At 44.0% G+C, this 20,328-nt stretch carries 19 protein-coding genes and 1 tRNA gene; 15 read left to right on the top strand and 5 right to left on the bottom strand.

Annotated elements, in window-relative coordinates; all coding sequences use genetic code 11:
- Positions 1–168 precede the first annotated feature (168 nt).
- On the bottom strand, positions 169–1,884 hold the full coding sequence (locus MHH63_RS17915; protein WP_076125049.1) for an ABC transporter ATP-binding protein: 1,716 nt from the start codon (positions 1,882–1,884) through the stop codon (positions 169–171).
- A 286-nt stretch (positions 1,885–2,170) separates the two neighbouring features.
- On the opposite strand from MHH63_RS17915, the gene MHH63_RS17910 reads away from it, so the two are divergent.
- On the top strand, positions 2,171–3,349 hold the full coding sequence (locus MHH63_RS17910) for a CynX/NimT family MFS transporter (protein ID WP_248549329.1): 1,179 nt from the start codon (positions 2,171–2,173) through the stop codon (positions 3,347–3,349).
- 91 nt (positions 3,350–3,440) lie between these two features.
- Here the strand turns inward: MHH63_RS17910 and MHH63_RS17905 are convergent, their stop codons facing one another.
- On the bottom strand, positions 3,441–4,202 hold the full coding sequence (locus MHH63_RS17905) for a methyltransferase domain-containing protein (protein ID WP_076280983.1): 762 nt from the start codon (positions 4,200–4,202) through the stop codon (positions 3,441–3,443).
- 237 nt (positions 4,203–4,439) lie between these two features.
- Between MHH63_RS17905 and MHH63_RS17900 the strand changes: the two genes are divergently transcribed.
- The 8 genes from MHH63_RS17900 (at position 4,440) to MHH63_RS17865 (ending at position 12,689) form a co-directional block, all read left to right on the top strand.
- Positions 4,440–4,523 (top strand) — tRNA-Leu (locus tag MHH63_RS17900).
- A 173-nt stretch (positions 4,524–4,696) separates the two neighbouring features.
- Positions 4,697–5,137, top strand: coding sequence for an OsmC family protein (locus MHH63_RS17895; protein ID WP_076125055.1), 441 nt, complete (start codon positions 4,697–4,699; stop codon positions 5,135–5,137).
- A gap of 57 nt (positions 5,138–5,194) precedes the next feature.
- Complete coding sequence (gene lpdA, locus MHH63_RS17890) at positions 5,195–6,883, top strand: dihydrolipoyl dehydrogenase (RefSeq protein WP_341171863.1); 1,689 nt, start codon at positions 5,195–5,197, stop codon at positions 6,881–6,883.
- 186 nt (positions 6,884–7,069) lie between these two features.
- Complete coding sequence (locus MHH63_RS17885) at positions 7,070–7,483, top strand: MarR family winged helix-turn-helix transcriptional regulator (RefSeq protein WP_248549275.1); 414 nt, start codon at positions 7,070–7,072, stop codon at positions 7,481–7,483.
- A gap of 530 nt (positions 7,484–8,013) precedes the next feature.
- Positions 8,014–8,343: a PadR family transcriptional regulator gene (locus tag MHH63_RS17880; RefSeq protein WP_076133666.1), complete on the top strand. Its 330-nt coding sequence runs from the start codon at positions 8,014–8,016 to the stop codon at positions 8,341–8,343.
- Positions 8,340–8,897 (top strand): DUF2812 domain-containing protein, encoded by a 558-nt coding sequence (locus tag MHH63_RS17875; protein ID WP_076304426.1) that lies wholly within the window; start codon positions 8,340–8,342, stop codon positions 8,895–8,897. Before MHH63_RS17880 ends, MHH63_RS17875 begins: the two co-directional genes overlap by 4 nt.
- Positions 8,898–9,102: 205 nt before the next feature.
- Positions 9,103–12,207, top strand: a complete 3,105-nt coding sequence (locus MHH63_RS17870) for a PAS domain-containing hybrid sensor histidine kinase/response regulator (RefSeq protein ID WP_076278625.1) — start codon at positions 9,103–9,105, stop codon at positions 12,205–12,207.
- Between the two features lie 86 nt (positions 12,208–12,293).
- Positions 12,294–12,689, top strand: coding sequence for a NusG domain II-containing protein (locus MHH63_RS17865; protein ID WP_036679457.1), 396 nt, complete (start codon positions 12,294–12,296; stop codon positions 12,687–12,689).
- Here the strand turns inward: MHH63_RS17865 and MHH63_RS17860 are convergent.
- From MHH63_RS17860 to MHH63_RS17850, 3 genes are read right to left on the bottom strand one after another with little or no spacing between them, the layout of a single operon-like run.
- Positions 12,682–13,557 (bottom strand): TIGR03943 family putative permease subunit, encoded by an 876-nt coding sequence (locus MHH63_RS17860; protein WP_339190444.1) that lies wholly within the window; start codon positions 13,555–13,557, stop codon positions 12,682–12,684. The genes MHH63_RS17865 and MHH63_RS17860 overlap by 8 nt on opposite strands.
- A gap of 50 nt (positions 13,558–13,607) precedes the next feature.
- Positions 13,608–14,597 carry a permease gene (locus MHH63_RS17855; RefSeq protein ID WP_076276362.1) on the bottom strand — a complete coding sequence of 330 codons (990 nt, stop codon included), beginning with the start codon at positions 14,595–14,597 and terminating at the stop codon, positions 13,608–13,610.
- Complete coding sequence (locus MHH63_RS17850) at positions 14,594–15,622, bottom strand: CobW family GTP-binding protein (RefSeq protein WP_341171862.1); 1,029 nt, start codon at positions 15,620–15,622, stop codon at positions 14,594–14,596. Before MHH63_RS17850 ends, MHH63_RS17855 begins: the two co-directional genes overlap by 4 nt.
- Positions 15,623–15,825: 203 nt before the next feature.
- On the opposite strand from MHH63_RS17850, the gene rpmG reads away from it, so the two are divergent.
- From rpmG to rpsN, 6 genes are all read left to right on the top strand, one after another.
- On the top strand, positions 15,826–15,975 hold the full coding sequence (gene rpmG, locus MHH63_RS17845; protein WP_076098468.1) for a 50S ribosomal protein L33: 150 nt from the start codon (positions 15,826–15,828) through the stop codon (positions 15,973–15,975).
- A gap of 48 nt (positions 15,976–16,023) precedes the next feature.
- Positions 16,024–17,232: a GTP-binding protein gene (locus MHH63_RS17840; RefSeq protein ID WP_076125069.1), complete on the top strand. Its 1,209-nt coding sequence runs from the start codon at positions 16,024–16,026 to the stop codon at positions 17,230–17,232.
- 218 nt (positions 17,233–17,450) lie between these two features.
- Entirely contained in the window at positions 17,451–18,158 is a 708-nt protein-coding gene (locus tag MHH63_RS17835) for a metal ABC transporter ATP-binding protein (protein WP_076281165.1), read from the top strand.
- Positions 18,104–18,970, top strand: a complete 867-nt coding sequence (locus tag MHH63_RS17830) for a metal ABC transporter permease (protein ID WP_076125073.1) — start codon at positions 18,104–18,106, stop codon at positions 18,968–18,970. Before MHH63_RS17835 ends, MHH63_RS17830 begins: the two co-directional genes overlap by 55 nt.
- Positions 18,960–20,018 (top strand): metal ABC transporter substrate-binding protein, encoded by a 1,059-nt coding sequence (locus MHH63_RS17825; RefSeq protein ID WP_341171861.1) that lies wholly within the window; start codon positions 18,960–18,962, stop codon positions 20,016–20,018. Before MHH63_RS17830 ends, MHH63_RS17825 begins: the two co-directional genes overlap by 11 nt.
- 26 nt (positions 20,019–20,044) lie before the next feature.
- Positions 20,045–20,314: a 30S ribosomal protein S14 gene (gene rpsN, locus MHH63_RS17820; RefSeq protein ID WP_038569786.1), complete on the top strand. Its 270-nt coding sequence runs from the start codon at positions 20,045–20,047 to the stop codon at positions 20,312–20,314.
- Positions 20,315–20,328: the final 14 nt, after the last annotated feature.

The raw sequence follows: 20,328 nt of genomic DNA, 5'->3' as shown, positions 1-20,328 counted from the left end.
CTGATTGCAAGGGTTAGAGCAATAAACCAAAGAAAATCAGGGAGGAATTCCTTAATCAAGCAGCACGTTTGCTGCAAACAGAGGAGTTACGTGAAAAAGCAAGCCTAGTCGCCAAAAACATGGTGACTAGGCTTGCTTCATTTTTGCCCAGCTGTGGCAAAATACTTTTTAAAAGTTATATTGCGCCTGATGCAGACGGCTGTAAATTCCACCAGCATGGACTAATTCCTCATGTCTGCCTTGCTCAGCGATTCCTTCTTCATTCACGACCATAATCCGGTCGGCATTTTTGATCGTCGTCAAACGGTGAGCGATGACGAGTGTGGTTCTGCCTACGGACAGATCAGCCAGGGATTGCTGAATCGCGGCTTCGGTCTCTGTGTCCAGCGCGGAAGTAGCTTCATCCAGAATCAGAATCGGCGGATTCTTGAGGAACATGCGAGCGATAGCCAGGCGCTGCTTTTGTCCACCGGACAGCTTCACACCGCGCTCCCCGATGACTGTCTCCATTCCATCTGGCAGATTCTGAATGAGCTCCTCCAGATGAGCACGTCGCGCAGCTTCCCAGATTTCAGGCAGCTTTGCATCCAGTTTCCCATAGGCGATATTCTCGCGAATTGTCCCGGAGAACAGGAAAACATCCTGCTGCACGATCCCGATTTGTTTGCGCAGCGATTCCAGCTTCATGTCACGGATATCGATGCCATCAATCGTGATGGCCCCGGCTGTGACATCATAGAAGCGCGGAAGCAGGCTGCAGATTGTTGTTTTGCCTGCGCCGGACGGCCCAACAAAGGCAATGGTTTCGCCAGCCTTTACGTTAAGGCTTATATTTTGCAGAACCGGACGATTCTCTTCGTATCCAAAAGATACATCCTGGAATGTAATATCACCGCGCAAAGCGTTGATCTCCACGGCATCCGGTTTGTCACTGATGTCAGGTTCCGTGTCAATGATTTCCAGATAACGTCTGAAGCCGGCAATTCCTTTAGGATAACTTTCGATCACGGCATTGATTTTCTCGATAGGGCGGAAGAAGATATTAGACAACAAGATAAACGCCACAAATTCACCGATTTGCAGCTCGCCATTGATAAAGAACCATGCGCCGCAGATCATCACCAGGATAGTAATGAGGCGGGTCATCATATAGCTGACGGACAAGCTTCTAGCCATGATTTTATAAGCCATAAGTTTTGTTTTGCGGAACATTTGATTATCTACTGCGAATAGTTCTTGTTCATGCTGCTCATTGGCAAAAGATTGCACGACCCGAATCCCGCCGACATTGTCTTCGATACGGGCATTGAAACTGCCTACATTTCCAAATAGCTGGCGATAAGTTGAAGTCATATTGCGGCCGAAGTAGATGATTACCCAAGCCATAATTGGAACGATAATAAAAGTAATAATCGCCAGCTTCAGATTAATATCAGCCATTAGGAGAAAGGCTCCGACAAGGGTCATGATTGCAATAAATACATCCTCAGGACCGTGATGCGCCACTTCGCCGATATCATTTAAGTCATTGGTGATTCTTCCGATTAGATGGCCTGTTTTATTATTATCAAAGAATCGGAACGAGAGTTTCTGAATATGGTCAAACATTTTTTTGCGCATATCAGTTTCGATATTTATGCCCAGCATATGACCCCAGTAGGTGACAATATACTGCATCACCGTATTTAAGGCGTAAATCGCCAGCAGCGCAACACAAGCGATAAGAATAAGCGGCCAATCTTGACCAGGAAGCAAATCATCAATAAATTTATTGACGGCTACCGGAAAAGCCAGTTCTAGCAGTCCCGCAAAAACAGCGCAGGAGAAATCCAATATAAATAATTTTCTATACGGACGATAGTAGGAAAAAAACCTTCGAAGCATTCTGTTCACTCTTTTCTGTGGTTTAAATATGAGTTCAAATGAAATTGATTCTCAACTACCCGATGATATGGATACTAAAGATGGTCAGCGGTTTTGTCAATAATTCGGGTATAAAATTACTTAAGGGTTGTAACTTCTAATAGAATAGTAGATGATGGTTCATAGTGTTTAAAATATTTCAAATCCTTGACAAGCTCTGTGCTTGGCGGGGTTATTTGTTTGTAATTTAGGAGGATACACGATGAAAGCTTCACAAAGCGAAGGACACATTCAGAATAATAGCTTAATGGACAGCAAATATGATCGCTGGCTACTTGTGCTGGGAATTATTTTTATCGCTGCAGCGCTGCGGGCTCCATTTACTTCTGTGGGTCCATTAATACAATTGATTCAGGATGACCTCGGCTTATCCAATACTCTAGCAGGAGCTATTACTACTTTACCATTATTGGCTTTTGCCATCTTGTCCCCGTTTGCTCCAAAGCTGGCCCGCCGTTTTGGTTTAGCTAATGTGTTATTAGTTGCCATGGTCATGCTGGCTATGGGAATTCTAATTCGCTCGGGATCTGGAGCAGGTCTGTTGTTCACAGGTACTGCTATACTTGGATTATCCATTGCCGTGTGTAATGTACTGCTTCCAGGTCTTATTAAAGGGAAGTTTCCTCACAAAATCGGGCTAATGACAGGTATCTACACAGTTTCTATGAATTTATGCGCAGCTATTGCCTCAGGTATTAGTGTACCGCTGGCAACGAATGCTGGATTCGGTTGGAGAGGGACCTTGGCCATCTGGTTTATGATCGCAGCTCTAGCAACAGTGTTCTGGATTCCGCAAATGCGTAAGCTTAATCAAGGAACCGGCTCTAAGAGTGCAGCCTCAAGCAAAAATATGTGGCGTTCATCTCTTGCTTGGAAAGTCACGATCTTTATGGGCTTACAGTCACTGCTTTATTACGTCTTTATTGCCTGGTTTTCGGTTCTCCTTGGTGAACGGGGAATGTCGTCGAGTAATGCGGGTTGGTTTCTCTCGCTCATGCAATTGGCACAGCTACCCTTTACTTTCTTCGTACCGCTGTGGGCAGGCCGGATGAAGAACCAACGTATTCTAGTTATAATCACTGCTGTTCTTTATTTCATCGCATTAGGTGGCATCTGGCAAGGCAGCGGCGCTTTAATGGCTGTCTGGGCGGTATGCTTTGGTATTGCCGGAGGATTTGCCTTCGGTCTTGCGATGATGTTCTTCAGTCTAAGAACAAGAAGCACGCAAGAAGCGGCGGAGCTGTCAGGAATGGCCCAATCTGTGGGTTATGTACTGGCAGCAATGGGACCGGCATTATTCGGCTGGCTGCATGATGTAACGAACAGCTGGACGGTGCCATTGATTTTACTGCTGGGTGCAAGTGTGCTGTTGATGGTTGTGGGACTTGGCGCTGGCAGTGATCGGTACGTTGGAGATAGAAAATAGGATCCCGTGTAAAAAGAGTGTGCTAGCGCGTGTTAAGCGCCAGTGCACTCTTTTTTTGGCTATTGAACATGAGAAGTATTTCTTATCTATTCTAGCTTCGTTTGTAAGCAACAATCCGGATTCTGCGATAATCCATTACCCAGCGGCCGTCCTGATATAGCTTGGGTTTCAATTTCTGTTCCATAGAAGAGAGAACTTCTGCGCGTTCGGTGGGTGTGAGCACACTTAAGATTCCATCGGCAAAAGTATTCAGCCACCGCTGAAATCCTTGCTCCAAGCCTTCCAGTGGTGTTGGCCGGTCAAAACAAAGAGCGAGGTCCACGGTCAGTCCGTGCTTCTCTAGAAGAGTTGCATACTCGCCAACGCTTGGAAAGTACCAGGGCAAATGCAGCTTATGACTACAGCCAATGGCTGCAAAAGCTTGTGGAAGGCCAGCGACGATGGAAGCAATATTACCCAGTCCACCGAACTCGGCCACGAAACGGCCGCCTACCCGCAGGCTGGCCACGATGGACGCCGCCGCTCCGTTTGCGTCTGTTAGCCAGTGAAGGGCAGCGTTGCTGAACACAGCATCGACTGGCTGTTCCGCGACATAAGTTTGCCCATCAGCTAAGACAAAGCTTAGATGGGGATGTTTGTCACGGGCTGTCTGAATCATTTCGGCAGAGGCATCAATACCTGTCACAGTGGCGCCCCTAGCAGCAATGGCTGCCGCCAAATCCCCGGTTCCACAGCCCCAATCGATAATCTGTTCGCCTGGCTGTGGGTGAAGCAGCTCAATTAATGATTCTCCAAACTGAGACACAAAGGCCATATCAGTATCATAGGTTTGGGTATTCCACTGCTGGTTCATAAGTATTCATCCTTTCTATTGATCGATTATTCCGACATCTCCGTCATAGCGCCTTACTTTATCTCTGTTGTACCATAGGAGGCTTTATAATAGAAATATATAAACTGAATAATATTGATTGGTTGTGCCTATGAGTCTATATGAAGCCTATTTCAAAAACACAAAAACCTTGCGTTTTAAGTGCAGAGGGAGTATAGTATTATGTACAGGCGGTTTTGGTCGCCAGTTACATAATATGCGGTCATGGCGGAATTGGCAGACGCGCTGGCTTCAGGTGCCAGTGGTAGCAATATCGTGGAGGTTCGAGTCCTCTTGACCGCATCCTATCAACAAAAACAGGTTTCTGATTTACCTATTCAGGTAGATTGGAAACCTGTTTTTTTTATTGAATCAGGTTCGAGTTCTTCTTCGAAAAAATACTTACTTAGCTAAGTATTGATATTCACCGATTACTATGTTATTATTTTCACAATCTTAAGGAGGAGGTAATACATATGTTAACTACTTTTAAAGCGACAGCTAAAAAACTGCCTAATGGAATGCAAGTTGAAACCAATTCTAGAGGTTTTAAGATTATTATGGACGAACCAGAGGATTTGGGGGGGACCGATGTTGGTTTGAATCCCGTCGAGGCGTTATTGTGTGCCTTTGGTGCATGTCAGTCCATTGTCGCTAGTGCCTTTGCAGACGCTAACGATTTTAGCTTCGAAGAATTTTATGTTGAACTTGAAGGAGACTTAGATCCGGATGGTTTCATGGGTCTTGCAGATGTGAGAAATGGTTTCCAAGAAATTCGTTTTGTTATGCATTTTAAAACCAACGAAAGCCAAGAAAAGGCAGATGCTTTTGCAGACTTTATCGAGAAGACATGTCCTGTTGGGGATTGTCTTGCTAACGGTGTGAAGCTGGTAAAAGCAGGCGTAGTCATTCACTAATACATTCGCTTGAGGGGGCTCTTTATGAGTCCCCTCAAGGATATGAGGAGCATAACGATGGAAATAAAAATGTCTATGATTCCAGGTGGCAAAAAGGGGAAAGCAGGCAAGATAAATGTAAATATCGGAGACAAGATATCTGCAGGAGATACCTTGGTACAGATTGAAACTGGAAAAGGCAACAGATCGATTGAAGCGGCAGAAGAGGGTATTATTATCAATATATTATTTGAAGAGGGGGGCGAGATTGCCTCAAATCAAGTCTTATTTGAAGTAAATCCAATCCAGGTGGAGGCTCCGGTCCAATCATCTGTCCCACAACCTGCAGTCGCCGTGCAACAAACTCATGCTATAAACCCTGACTTGCTTATCATTGGAGCAGGACCAGGAGGTTACGTTGCCGCTATTTATGCAGCAAAAAAAGGACTTCAGGTAGCGATGATTGAGAAAGAAGAATTAGGAGGTACCTGCTTAAATGTTGGCTGTATCCCTACAAAATCTTTAGTCAAATCATCTGAAATCTGTCATGAAATAAAAAACTCCTCTTTGTTTGGTATAACAACAGGATCTGATCTTCAAGTGGATATGAAGCAGGTTATTCGTCGTAAAAATGAAGTCAAAGAGAAATTGGTCTCCGGCGTTGGTTATTTAATGGAAAAAAACGGTGTTCAGGTTGTTCGCGGCCACGCTTCGTTCCTATCGGCGCATGAAGTGAAGGTAACCGGCGAAAATAGTTACCATATTTCAGCAAAAAATATCATTGTGGCAACAGGCTCGAGGATTTCCAAGGTGAACATCCCAGGAATTGATCTGCCATTTGTAATGAACAGTACTGAAGCGCTCGCCTGCGAAGAGTTACCAAAGGTAATAACTATCATCGGTGGTGGGGTTATCGGCATGGAATTCGCCTTCATTTACCGTAACCTAGGAGTTGAAGTTCATGTTGTAGAATTTATGGACCGTCTGCTAACGATGCTGGACAGTGATATTTCGGTAGAAATTATGTGTTTAGCTCAGCGGGCTGGGATTCATATTCATACCAACTCCAAAGTTTCCAAAATCCAACGTGCGGATGATGGTCAGGCGATTGTAACCTATGAGAATAGTGAGGGTGAGCATCTGCTAGTTAGTGAAAAAGTATTGGTCGCTATTGGACGCGAGCCTAACCTAGAGGGTCTGGATATCGAAAAAGCAGGTATTCAACTAAATGAACGTGGTAAAGGTATTGCCGTTGATAAACAAATGCGTACGAATGTAGAAAATGTGTATGCGATTGGCGATGTAACTAACATTATTCAGCTTGCTCATGTTGCTTCACATCAGGGCATTACGGCTGTAAACACCTTACTCGGTGAATCCCAAGATATGCATTATTCCGCGGTACCGAATGTAATTTTCACCTCTCCAGAGATTGCCAGCGTCGGGCTGTTGGAAGATGAATGTAAGGAGAATGGGCTGGACTATCGTGTGAGTAAGGTATCTTTTGCAAGTAACGGAAAAGCATTGACAATGAATGAACCGGAAGGTTTTATCAAATTAATCAAAGATAATGGCTCCGGACAGATTGTGGGAGGGTCTATCATTGGTCCCGATGCGTCTTCTCTGATTAGTAGTCTTACACTTGCGATTGCCAATGGGCTTACGGAACAACAGATTACACAGACAATCTTTGCCCATCCAACTACTGGGGAAGTAATTCATGAAGCAGCATTCGGTTTAGGAATTGGGGCGTTGCATCAAGGATAAGTTGTTCTAAGTATCTCGGGAGACGGATCCTGCTGCAGCCTAAATAAATGAACTATGTGATCACTTGAAAAGTATGTTCAGCTTCCTTAATATATTTTGCTATAATAAATTAGAAAAGAGTTGATTATTTTAAGATAAAACAGTTGGGATTGGTTGGTGTAAACAGTGTTTAATTTAGATGACTGTATGGCCTTTATTGCAAACCGTAGTGCAAAAATATTCGCGGAAGCCTTAGAAAAGGAATTTCGGCCATATAATATGACCCGGAGCCAATGGATTGCGATGTATTACATCTATACTAGTGAATCCATTACCCAGAGAGAACTAGCAGATAAAATGTCTATAAAAGAGCCCAGCGTAGTCAGGCTGCTTCAAAAATTAGAATCTGAGGGGTTCTTGCATCGCTCTGGTACCCATGCGGATAAGCGAGTCAAGCAGTTGGAATTGTCAGATAAGGGAGTACAGATCTATCTCGATTTACTGCCAGTTGCCGAAAAGTTTAAAGATGATACGATCACCAATATTTCCGAACAGGATCTTCAAACGTTTAAAAATGTATTAGGTGTTATGGTTGAAAATGCCTCAAAAGAGAGACCATAAAAAACTATGCAGAACAAAATAAAGAATAGGTCAGGTTGGGTATGTTCCTTTTTTACATATCTTATCTGGCCTATTTTTTGTATAGACTTTTGTAGTTTTAGAATCTGTACGAACAGTGTCAGCTAACGGACCGTATGGCCGCTATTATTGATTTTTGGCACATTTTACAGAGGTTTCGGACTGCATAGCGCTTATTGCTAAGGAATCGTGTGAAAAGCGAGTGTTTGGAGACGAATAGCTGCATCTGAGTCCGAATGTAAGCTGAAACACGCTATTTTTCGGAAATAGCGGCATCTCAGTCCGATACATCATAATGGGGAGGAATAGTTGCCACGGTGGGAGTATCTAGCTGTTGAGTAGCCCCCCAACAAATCCGTCCTAGCTAAGTGCTAGGCGTTTTTTTGTTGCGTTCATGATCGCTGCGATTGAAAAAAATGGGTGTTTTTGTATTGACAATTATATCGGCTTCCGTAATAATGATATTACGTAAGCCGATATATCGACAACAGTAATAGAATGGGGATGAAATGATGCCTGAAAGCACAGAAAGAGGCGCATTAACTGAAGCTGTATTTTATATCTTATTGTCTCTATATACAGCAATGCACGGATACGCAATTATGCAGAATGTGAAGGACTTAAGTAACGGTCGGGTTGATCTGGGCGCGGGCACTTTATACGGAGCACTTAACACTTTACTGGAAAAAGGCTGGATAAAAGCAGTGGAAGGGGAGCAAGGTTCCCGTAGAAAAGAATACGAAATTACCGGCTTAGGAAAGTCAGTGATTCAGGGAGAGATCATCCGTCTGGAAGAATTGATAGCGAATGGGAAGAGAATAGCTGGAGGTGAGTCCAAATGAAACATGTGGTTCGCAAGCTAATTTGGGATTATGAGAAGGAAGAAAAGTGGCTTAATGAAATGTCTGCGAAGGGGATGGCTCTATCAGAATTATCTTGGTGCAAATATGTGTTTACAGAGACCCCCAATAATGAGTACACGTATAGAATTGAGCTTTTAGATAACTTGCCGGATCATCCGGATAGCATCAAATATCTCAAGTTTTTAGAGGAAAACGGTATAGATTGTGTGAGTACTTACATGCGCTGGGTTTACCTTAGAAAGAAGTCAGTGGAAGGTCCGTTTGATATTTACACAGATCTGGAATCCAGAATAAAACACTATAAGCGAATCAACAGGTTATGGAAATCTGTAATGTGGTTAGAGTTGATTTTAGGCCTATTTAATGTGATGATTGGTGTAATAAATTATTCTTTTTCATCACAGAATCTCAGTATGGTAAACGTAATAATGGGCGGTATGTTGATTTTGTTAGGTTTTGCTTTTTTAATTCTTGGTGCACCTATCCGGAAGAAAATTAAGAAGCTTCAACTGGAAAATTTGATAATAGAATAGGACTTTAGAGTTGTAACATGCACACACGGCAAGTTTCCTTATCAGAGGGAGACTTGCTGTTTATTTTTGCGGAGTTTTACTGCGAAAGTTACCAGTCTATCATTTAGGACTCAACTATCAAGCTTATTTACCGAAAAAAAGGTATACTGAAATTATTACAAGTTTGTTAATATAGTCCCCCATTTTCAAAAGAGGAGGCTTACAGGTGTCTGATTTTCTTTTTAAACAGCTATACTTACGGTCTTCTATCGGGATTGCGGTAGTCTCTCCGAAGGACGGGACGTTATTACAATCGAATCCTGCGCTATGCCAAATGTTTGGTTATGCAGAAGAAGATCTTTTGAATATAAATTATCTGGATCTTGTGTATCCGGAAGATAAAACTAATAACGATCATTCCGTTATCCTGAACGATTTGCTAGCTGAGCCTGGGACTGCATTGGAGAAAGAACGGCGGTTCTTGCGTAAGGATGGAGAAATCATCTGGGTAGCCCAACATATATTTTTAATCTATCAGGAGAATTCCAGTGAACCCTATGTCCTGATTTCTGAGTTAACGGATATCACTGACCGAAAACTTGCTGAACAAAAGATTCATGAAGATGAGCAGTTATATAATTTGATTACGAAAAATACACCGGATATGATTTCTTTTGGCGATCCTGACGGGACACTGCACTACGTATCTCCCTCAGTGGAGCTGCTATTAGGTTATTCTGCACAAGAAATGATAGGTACCAAAAGACCCGAGTATTATCACGTAGATGATGCTCTAGAGATGATTGAACAAGGTAAGATATATTCCGATACGGACGTATTTACTCGTAGAGCCCGTCATAAAGATGGACATTATTTGTGGATAGAGAGTTCTTCCCAAGTGGTACGTGATGAGCAGGGGAACGTTAAACAAATATTAACCATTGGTCGCGATATTACTCAGCGCAAGAAATACGAGGATATGCTGGCTAAAGCGCAACACCTTGCGAAGATGGGATCCTGGGAATGGGACATGACAAAATCACGGCTGACGGTTTCCAGAGAGATGCGTAATATTTTTGGCTTTTTGGAAGATGAGAGCAATCATTCTTATTTTGATTACAGACGTGTTTTTGCTTGCATTGATCCTGACGATTTCATCAGACTTGAACGGTTAGTACATCAATCCATGGAGAATGGGACTAATGGCGAAGTAACGGTCCGTATTCATAGTGCGGATGGAGAGCTGAAATATCTGGATGCGCACTGGGAAGTGATTACGGATGAAGAAGGAAGACTGCTGCAGATCAGCGGGATAGCCCAGGATGTCACCGAACGTCAACGAATGGAAGAACAACTGCGGGAAAGTGAGCAGAACTATCGTCTGATCTCAGAAAATTCTATGGACTTCATTTCACGTAATGCAGCGGACGGGAGCTTTACCTATCTTTATGCCTCACCCATCTGCCAGACTATGTTTGGCTATGCACCAGAAGAAATGTGCGGAACTAGAGGGATTGATTACATACATCCGGAGGACAGAATCAAATTAACTTCATATCTCAGCAATTGTATGGAGGGGAAGAAGCTTGAGCCTGTTATTCTCCGGTTTATTTGCAAAGACGGAACCTGTATTTGGACAGAAACGACACTGCGGTATATTTACTCTGAGACCTGCGGGAATCAGGAGCTTGTCTGTGTAACCCGCGACATTGGGGAACGTACGCGTCATTTTGAAGAAATACAGAAATTAAGTAACGAGTATGCGCTGATCTTGAATTCGGTCTCTGAGGGCATATTTGGGATGAACCTTGAAGGCAACACGATGTTCATTAATCCAGCAGCCATTACTATGTTGGGTTTCGATCCTACTGAGTGGGGAAACAGCAAATTTCATGCGATTCACCAAACCTGGCTGGATAACGAGTCTTTTACAGGAATTCAGAAGACGCTGCTTCCTTCGCGCTCCAATAATCTCACTATTGAAGATAGGGAGGGTGTGTTTTGGAGGCAGGATGGTTCAAGCTTTTTAGTCAGATATCGAATGACCCCACTGTTTGATGGTGATGAACGGATTGGGGCGGTTGTCGTCTTTCGTGATATCACGGAGGAGAAGGAGATTGTGCGGGCGAAGGAGTCTGCCGAGGAAGCGGACCGGGCAAAATCGGAGTTCCTAGCGATCATGAGCCATGAGCTGCGTACGCCTATGAACGGTATTATTGGGATGGCTGATCTTTTATCTGGGACGGAGCTGGATGAAGAGCAAAGCTACTACACACAGATCATTAACAAAAGCGGAGAGGCATTGCTTCATATTCTGAATGAAGTGCTGGATTTCAGCAAAATTGAAGCAGGCATGATGACGCTTGAACTGCAAATGGTGGATTTGCATGAAGTGATACAGAACGTTTGTGAACTGTTTTATCCGAAGGTTAAGGAAAAAGGGCTTTTACTTACTAGCGAGTTATCTCCTGAGCTTCCAGCCGTCATCATGACTGATGGGGCGAGATTGCGTCAAATTCTCGTAAATCTGGTTGGGAACGCAGTGAAATTTACGGAGACAGGTGAAATCAGTATCTCTGTTATGCTAGAAGCCTCAGAGGCATCCGGAAATCTTATCGTGAAATTTGTCGTAAAAGATACTGGGTTGGGGATTCCAGTTTCCAGCCAAGGTCTATTATTTCAATCCTTCTCGCAATTGCATCCGTCGATCAATCGTAAATATGGCGGAACAGGGCTTGGCCTTGCCATTAGTAAAAAGCTGGCCGAGCTTCTTGGCGGATCTATCGGTGTAAATAGCTGTGAGAATGAAGGCTCGGAGTTTTATTTTACAGTGGAGGTTTCTCTACCCAAAGAGGAATGGGATCAGAAATTGACCGTCAACGCCTCAACGGATTTGGTCAGAAATGATAAATCCACTGTTAAAGAGTTAACTACCGGTGAATATGGACCGATGTCCATTCTTATTGCTGAAGATCATCCTGTGAATCAGCAGCTTATGCAGGCGTATCTGAAAAAGAGGGGATATGTTCCTGACATCGCCTTAAATGGTGAGGAAGCAGTTCGGGCTGTGCTTTCCAATCATTATGATCTGGTATTTATGGATATTCAGATGCCTATTATGGATGGAATAGAAGCAACAGGAATCATACGTGAGAAGCTTGGGCTGAATCCAATCATCATTGCGGCTACAGCCTTTGCCAGAGATGAAGATAAGATGATGTGTCTTAGTGCTGGAATGCAGGATTTCATTTCTAAACCCATCTCGATAAAAGAGCTCGACCGGGTATTAAGAGAGTGGTCTGCCCAAATTCGTTTAGGTGAGCATCATTGACAAATAAGGTTATGATTAATATATTGATATTAATCGTAATCATTACGTATATTATTTGTCATGAAAGGATTCTTATCTTGCTAACAATGAAGCGCGGGGATATTTTAATTATTGTGATAGCCTTGTTAGCTGCGGGCTTGATTTATGGCATGAAGTGGTGGGACAGCAGCAATGAGCAGTATCAGCAAGGGGATTTGAAAGCTATAATTACGGTGGACGGTAAAGAGTACAAAACCGTTTCTTTGACTAAAGAAGAACAAATTATAGATATTCAAACGAAATTCGGTCACAATACGCTAAAGGTGTTTGATTATGGAATCCAAATGACCTATTCTGATGCTCCCTTAAGAATTGCTTTGGAAATGGGGTTCATCTCAAGACCCAAACAGCAAATTATCTGTATTCCAGCTCGTATTATGGTAGAAGTATTTAATCCTAATAAGTCTGAGAATGATGAGGATGAGCTAGATGCGATTATTTAGTAATCTTAGTTGAGCCTTCTAGCCCCTTCCATGCGGTGATAGAGTCAGGACTGGTGTAGATGTAAGGTGTTACGGGTTGTTTGATAGGTGTAATAGACTCTGCACTAATTTGCATAATTTCTTGACCTTTATAGGGAACAACTTGAAGCTTGCCCCGGACCTCTATCCAGGTATCGGTAGGCAGGCTTTTTAGCTTGCCGGAATCCACTAATATCCCAAAAGGTGTAGCATCGGCAGTACAGCATTGGACCAGAAATCTACCTATGGCAAAAGAATTCTCTGAATGTTCACCTTGATCACGATATAAAAAGCCGGAAATAGTAATTTCTTTGCCTGCAAATTGTTGTTTGTACAGCTCAAGCGCACCTAAAGTTTCGGAGAAAATCGCCGAATAAACTGGGACCACAGGTTGTGCATAAAGGATCTTGGCCAGCTCGGTAAGCTCTTCATGGTAAGGATCAATGGACTCGAATCTCGCGGAATTTTTAGCTTCAGTGGGCAAGGAGGATAGGGAGATTCCTTTTTTAGCAGCAGCCATACTTCCCAATGCGCGATCAGGAAGAAGAAATCCGAGCAGCAGTGGAAAAAGGAATAATCCATATAGCGCTGTACTTTTGAAAAAAGAATGTGGGAGCCGATGCTCGCAGTCACAGAGAACACTACCTTTGCCAAATAAAGCCTGTATGGTCAGACTGAGCGCCATAAGTGTCAGCGGGATTGGGCATAATTGAACCCAGCGTGCCAGTTTAGGAGCTACATAATAATGCAAAGCGTCCTGCTGTACCAGATGCCCGATATAGAGGGCGAAAGCGAGCAGAATGACCGCCCTTAAGAAATAGTGAAACCGGATGCTACGAGAGTCATTCATGCTCTATCCTCCTACCCATGTTGTAAGCAACAGCTTACCACCTCTATGAATTACAGCCACAAGGACATGAATACCGCCCCAACAAACACGCTTGCGAAGATCAGAAAGAACAAATAAAGAGCGAATTTGGTCTTAAACAGTGAGAGCAACATCAATGAATTTTTGAAATCCAGCATGGGTCCGAATACCATAAAAGCGAGCAGAGCCCCCGATGGAAAAGAATGTACGAAGGTGGAAGCTACAAAGGCATCTGAGGTGGAGCAGAGCGAGAGCACAAATGCCAGTCCCATCATGAAGAAATATGACCCCAGCGGCTTAGCTCCGATCGCGGCCAGACTGTCTTGAACCATAAATGTCTGAATACCAGCGGTTAACAAGCAGCCGATAATTAAATATTTCCCCATCTCAAAAAACTCATCTGAGGTATGGACGAAGACAGCGGCTATTTTTCCCCCACGAGAATTATTGTGGTGAGCTTCCCCCGTTTCACGCTGAACATTTAGGCGGATGGGAGATTTTTTGACCGTTGCGTAGATTATCAAGCCTATGAGACAGGCTACAACAAACGCCAGACCCATACGGGCATAGGCCAGCTCCGAGTGGCTGCGAAATGCTGTCATGGTCGCCCCATAGACGACAGGATTTAGGATCGGTCCGGACAAAATAAAGACGATAGCCACGTAAACAGGCATACCTTTATGGATAAGTCGGCGGACGAGTGGGATCATTCCACATTCGCAGACCGGGAAAATAATTCCGAGCAGACATGCGAACAGAATGGCCGGAAGAGGTCGCCGCGGAATCCACCGGGAAATCATTTCATCCGGGATAAAGACGCGAAGCAGTGAAGATAACAATGCTCCTGCTAATACAAACGGCAAGGCTTCCAGCAATATACCGATAAAAGCGGTTTTGAAGGTGTCGATGTACGCATTATCCAGCAGTTCCAGATGATTCGGCAGCCATACAAAACCAATGATAATCAGGAACGAGATCGGGAGGAGCAACGGCAGTATTTTTAATGGTGAAAAGGTAGTCAAAACTCGAATAAGGCGGACCACCGATCTGCCAGCTGTTCTTCATCTATATTCATCCCGATGAACACTACATAAGGCATACCAGGATAACGAGAGGCATCCCAGGTAGTACGCATCCCCGCATATTGAACAAGCTGAACCGGCTCCTGTTCGGACAAAAGAATATGCCCCTTGGCACGTAATAGGTTGTCACCCCATTCTTGGAAGAAGGCCTCTAGGCGTTCTTTAGAAGGCATAGTTGTCCTTACCTGCGGAATGGTTAACGTGATGGCTGTTACCTGCGAGAAAGAAGCATGCTGCTCCTCATGCAGCTCTTTTACAGCGGTTCCCCCATGCTCTGAATGCATTTGTTTCAATGATGCTCCTTTGAAGGTTTGAGGCGCTCGCTGTGGAGCCGGAGCTATGATTTTACGTGGGATAATTCCTGACAATATCGGAGACAGGTTGATTTCGCTGTAATGGGTGTATACAATTTCAGCCTCCGTATTTTGTTTACGAACTCCCTTTTCAATTCGCCATAAGGTTTCCGGTTCTACGAGATCACTTTTATTAACGACAATAAGATCAGCTGTGGAGAGCTGCTTACGCAGGGTCCGAACGAGCTGTTTGTCAGAGGAGAGTCTGCTGTTATATTCCAGAGCATTTTCCGCATCTAACAGAGTGATGGTATAGTGCAGCTCCACCAGATCCTGTAGAGGAGTTTCCTGCAACGTTTTGGCGATTTCTTCAGGATCGGCGACGCCGGTCAACTCCATATAAATGGCATCTGGACGTCCTCTCAGCAGCACCATCAGGCTATCTGCCAAATCCTCTTTACGGCTACAACATACGCATCCGTCCAGCAGTTTAGTTACAGCTGTACCGGTATGCTCCTGCAAAATATACCCGTCCACATCTCGTTTGCCCAGTTCATTCATTACTACTCCTGGATTCAGCCCTCTTACCTTGCTCTCTTTCAGCAGGGACAACAGCAGAGTTGTCTTCCCGCTCCCCAGAAACCCGCTCAAAATAATTACTGGTACCTTCATGATCTCCACTCCTGCCTGATTCTCTAGGAATTACAAGAATCATATTTTTTATAATTCCATCTATACGTAATTTGTCCACCAGAAAGACCACAAAATTAAGAGAGTTGAAATTTTTACAAGATCATAGTTGACAGATTGTGAATAAACCGTGTACGATGTGTTAATCGTAATTATTACGATTTAATCAAAAGGAGATGGAAATGATGAGAGTAATCATTACTCTGGCATGTACGGAGACAGGAGATCGCAACTATACCACTACCAAGAATAAACGAAATCATCCAGGGCGTATGGAAATGAAAAAATATTGTCCACGCCTAAAGAGAGTAACCTTACATCGCGAAACCCGTTAAGGGCGGATGTTTTTAATCTTGATTTTATAAACGATAGGAGTGGTATAGTTGAAAAAGCTCCCTGTTACCGTGCTCAGTGGATATTTGGGCTCTGGGAAAACAACATTGTTGAATCATATTCTGCACAACCGTGACGGTCTTAAAGTAGCTGTTATTGTAAATGACATGAGTGAAGTGAATGTGGATGCGAATCTGGTGAAGTCCGGAAATACGCTTTCCAGGACTGAAGAGAAATTGGTTGAGATGTCCAATGGTTGCATCTGTTGTACACTTCGTGATGATTTGATTGTCGAAGTACAAAAACTGGCTGCGGAAGGGCGATTTGATTACATCCTGATTGAATCCTCAGGCATTAGCGAACCTGTACCAGTAGCACAGACCTTTACCTATGCCAATCCCGAGTTGGATATTGATCTGACTTCGCTTGCTCAATTAGACACGATGGTGACTGTTGTGGATGCTGGGCGTTTCTGGCATGACTTCTCCTCAGGTGATAGTCTGATGGACCGCAACCAAACGGCTGGAGAAGGGGATTTCCGCGATATTGTGGATCTGCTTATTGATCAGATCGAAACTTGTGATGTCTTGCTGCTTAATAAGTGCGATCTGTTGAAAGAAGATGAACTCAATAAGCTTGAAGCTGTGCTGCGTAAGCTTCAGCCGTCTGCTAAGCTGATCCGTACAATTAACGGCGTAGTAGATCCAAAGGAAATTCTAAATACCGGATTGTTTGATTTTGAGAAAACAAGCTTATCCTCTGGTTGGATCGCCGAGCTGAATAAAGAGACCCATACCCCTGAGACGGAGGAATACGGGATTTCTTCTTTCGTCTATCGCCGGAGAACACCGTTCCACCCGCAAAGATTAAGTTTTTTCTTTAGCAACTGGCCGGAAGAGGTCGTTCGGGCAAAAGGGGTGGCATGGGTAGCGGCAAAAGGTGATCTTGCAGCTACTGTAAGTCAGGCAGGACCTTCCATTCAGTTCGGACCTGCTGGTTACTGGTTGGCTACAATGCCTAAGGATCAGCAGCTGGAGGTGCTGGAAAGCGAACCTGAGCTGCGGGCAAAATGGGACGAGCAGTGGGGCGATAGAATAAATGAAATCGTATTTATCGGTGTAAATATAGATCAGGCACAACTCGAAGCCAGATTGGACAGATGTCTGCTGACAGCGGAGGAGCTGAAGCAGGATTGGACAAAGTTCAACAATCCACTTCCGTGGCCTGTTGAAGAACTCCTTGCGGCTGCTGAGGAATAGATACTTAGTAAATTAACGGTGGAAATCCGGAATCCAGAAGGTGGGATTCCGGATTTTTGTTGTATTCGAAAAAGGACTAATAGTTATTATTACGATTAATTTTCAGTTTTGGGTTTACAAATCGTAATGATTACGATATTATCAAATTTGTTAAATCGTAAAACTTACGATTTAATCTGGGTTGGACATAATATCAGTCAGAAGGGAGGCGAGGCATGATGATCCTATCATCCATGCGGAATGTAGTGTTCGGGTATGGGGATGAACCTGTTCTTGATGATATCTCATTAGATATTCATATCGGTCAGTTTATTGGTATAACGGGACCCAATGGTGCTGCTAAAACCACCCTGCTGAAGCTAATGCTCGGCCTGCTTCGTCCATGGAGTGGAACGGTTCAGTTGAATAAAGAGTTATCAGATAACGGAAAGATGGTTATCGGCTACGTTCCACAGCAGGTAGCTTCTTTTAACGCAGGGTTCCCAAGTAAGGTGATCGAACTGGTTCGCTCGGGTTGTTATCCAAGGCTTGGATTATTTAGACGCTTTACACCTGAGCAGGACGAGATCGTTGAGCGAAGTTTAAAGCAGGTGGATATGTGGCATTTGCGAGACCGGAAGATAGGAGAACTGTCAGGCGGCCAGAAGCAGCGGATTTGCATCGCTCGAGCATTAGCACAACAGCCGCAGATATTGGTTCTCGATGAACCTACTACGGGGATGGATCTGGACAGTCGTATTGGGTTCTATAAGCTGATGCGCCATGATGTCAGTGAACACGGCCGGACCGTAATCATGGTGACGCATGGCCTGGAAGAGACCAGCTCCTATCTGGATACGTTGATCAGCCTGGAACGAAAGGAGAATGAGGGTTGGCAATGTTTAGTTACGAATTCATGCAACGTGCATTTTGGGCCGGTGGATTAATTGGCATTATCGGTCCGCTACTCGGGGTATATCTCATGCTTCGCCGTCAGGTCCTAATGGCGGATACCCTCTCTCATGTTTCGCTTGCAGGAGTAGCACTAGGCTCAATACTACAGCTTAATCCGGCACTAAGTGGCTTCATGGTAGCGATTCTCGGTGGTATTGTCATCGAACAGCTTCGACGTTCTTATCGTACATATAGCGAGCTTCCGGTAGCGATTATTATGACCTCTGGATTAGCATTGGCAGTTGTACTTATGAGCTTAAAGCAGAATTTAAGTAAAAGCTTCAGTTCCTATCTGTTTGGTTCCATCGTTGCGGTCAGCGACACTCAACTAAAGATTATCGCTGTGGTTGCTGTAATCGGTCTGATCTATTTTATTGTGTTACGCAGATCCTTATATAATCTGACCTTTGATGAAGAGACAGCTAGTATCAGTGGAGTTCATGTGGGCTGGTTATCATTTTCGTTTGCTGTACTAACTGGAATGACAGTCGCTGCTGCGATGCCAGTTGTTGGAGTGCTGTTAGTCTCAGCGCTTATTGTTTTGCCAGCTTCGATTGCTTTGCGTATAGCGTCTGGTTTTACGACAGCTATATTGATCTCAATCGGCGTAGGATTACTCGGCGTTTTTAGTGGCCTAAGTGCCTCGTATTACATCAATACACCGCCTGGTGGGACGATTGCTCTTATACTGCTATCGTTCTTATTAATCGCAATTTTGGTACAGAAGCTGATCCGACTAAGAAATCGTCGGCGAATTCATAAAACTATTTCCAGTAAAGGAGTTACACCTCTCAATGAAATTTAGAATCCATCATTTAGCCATTTTGTCCCTGTCCGCGTTACTTATTGCCGCCGGTTGCGGTAATAATGCTGTTAATTCTTCTACTACTACGAATGCTTCTGGAGCCGCAGAAGCTACAGCCCTTCCGGAGTCATCTAAATTAAATATTAAAGTCAGTTTCTATCCTATTTACGAGTTTACCAAAAATGTGGCAGGAGATCTGGCGGACGTGGAAGCACTCATACCGGCAGGAATCGAACCCCATGATTGGGAACCGACTGCAAAAGATATGGCAGAAATCTCAGATGCGGATATGCTGATCTATAATGGCGCAGGAATGGAAGGTTGGGTAGATCAGGTGCTGGAAAGTGTATCTGGCACTCCGTTAATTACTGTAGAAGCGAGCAAGGGTCTGGACATCATGGAAGGCACGGAAGAGGAAGAAGCTGACCACCACCATGAAGATGGAGAGCATGCTCATGAAGAAGAGGAGCATGCTCATGAAGAAGGAGAACATGCTCATGAAGAGCATTCGCATGATCACGGTGGATTAGATCCGCATGTGTGGCTCAATCCTACATTAGCCATTCAAGAAGTGCGTAACATTGAAGCAGCTTTAGCTGCTGCCGCACCTGAACATGCCGAGGATTTTAAGACAAATGCAGATGCTTATGTAGCTAAGCTGGAGCAACTGGATCAAGAATTTAAGGACGGTCTTAAGGATACTAAACGCAAGGATTTTATTACTCAGCATGCGGCTTTTGGATACCTTGCCAAGCAGTATGGATTAACTCAGGTCCCGATTGCCGGACTATCTCCGGAGCAGGAGCCTTCTGCCGCAAATATGAGTAAGATTGTGGAGTTTGCGAAAGAGCATAAAGTGAAGACGATTTTCTTCGAGACACTTGTATCCTCCAGTGTGGCAGACACAATAGCAAAAGAGATTGGTGCCAAAGCAGCCGTTCTAAACCCAATTGAAGGATTAACAGAGGAAGATCGCAGTCAAAACCTGGATTATTTGAGAATCATGCGTCAGAACCTGGAAGCCTTGAAGAGTGCATTGAACGAGTAGATTTAAAGGATGGAAGGAGAACGAACATGGCCAAGAAATCTAAAGTTGTGAAAGAATTGAAGAGACAAGCACTAGTCGCCAAATACGCTGTTAAAAGAAAAGAACTAAAGGAACAGGGGGACTATATGGCTTTGCAAAAGCTGCCACGTGATTCCTCCGCAACTCGTCAAAAAAATAGATGCCAAGTGTCTGGCAGACCTCGAGGCTATTTGCGGAAATTTAATGTTTCCCGAATTGTATTCCGCGAATTGGCGCATAAAGGTCAGATTCCGGGCATTACCAAGTCGAGTTGGTAAATGAGAACGGCTAA

Origin of the sequence: Paenibacillus sp. FSL H3-0310, assembly GCF_038002785.1 — a bacterium.
GTDB lineage: Bacteria > Bacillota > Bacilli > Paenibacillales > Paenibacillaceae > Paenibacillus_AQ > Paenibacillus_AQ odorifer.
Note: the sequence above shows the minus strand (reverse complement) of the source record. Positions and strands in the feature narration are given on the sequence as shown.